We start from the raw sequence: 913 nt of genomic DNA on the forward strand, positions 1-913 counted from the left end.
GTGTCGGGGGTGTCGGCGCCGAGGGTGCCCCCGGTAGGCACAGCGAGATCAGCGGACCTCAAAACGGCGGCACCGGCGGCGATGGCGGCACCGGCGGTACCGGCGGACAGGGCGGCGTGGGCGGTGGTTCGACCGGCGCCAAGGGTGCCGACGGTGCCGGCGGTACCGGCGGCACCGGTGGCCGGGGTGGCGTCGGAGTCGACGGACAATCTCGAGATGCCGCATCGGATGGCGGCCGGGGCGGTGCTGGCGGTACCGGTGGTGAGGCCGGTGGCAGTGCTGCGGCGGCCGGCGACGGCGGCAAGGGCGGACGAGGCGGCAAGGGTGGGGCAGGGATGAACTGGTCCGGGTTCAATCTCCATGACAACGGCGGTAACGGCGGCAAGGGTGGTGACGGCGGTACCGGCGGCCAGCCGGGCACTGGCGGTATCGGTGCTGCCTACGGTGACGGCGGTGACGGCGGCGGCGGCGGCGACGGTGGTGGCGGTGGGAACGGGGTCAACAGCTTCCCGGGAGGTAGCAGCGGTAGTTCCGGCGGTAGGGGAGGCGACGGTGGCAACGGTGGTGCCGCGGTAGGCGCAGGGGGCAAAGCCGGTACCGGCGGCCTTGGCGGGGCCGGCGGCAGCGGTGGTGACGGTATCGATGGCTTCGGCGTGTCCGGCAACGGCGGAAACGGCGGCAACGGCGGGAACGGCGGCAACGGGGGCGCCGCTGTCGCGGGTGGGACCAACGGCGTAGGCGGCAGGGGCGGCGGCGGCGGTATGGCCGGCGATGGATTTGACGCGAAGGGCCTGCAGACCGGCCAAGTCGGCGGTAATGGAGGCACGGGCGGTGACGGAGGCGACGGCGGGGCGGCCGGAACTGGCGCTGGTTTCCCCGGAGGCTACGGAGATGGTGGCGACGGCGGGGATGG

1 pseudogene is annotated in these 913 nt (G+C 74.0%); it reads right to left on the minus strand.

The features are described from left to right. A pseudogene (locus BN972_RS31340) lies at nt 1–913 on the minus strand (hypothetical protein); the annotation flags it as partial.

Origin of the sequence: Mycobacterium asiaticum DSM 44297 (genome assembly GCF_000613245.1) — a bacterium.
Classification (GTDB): domain Bacteria; phylum Actinomycetota; class Actinomycetes; order Mycobacteriales; family Mycobacteriaceae; genus Mycobacterium; species Mycobacterium asiaticum.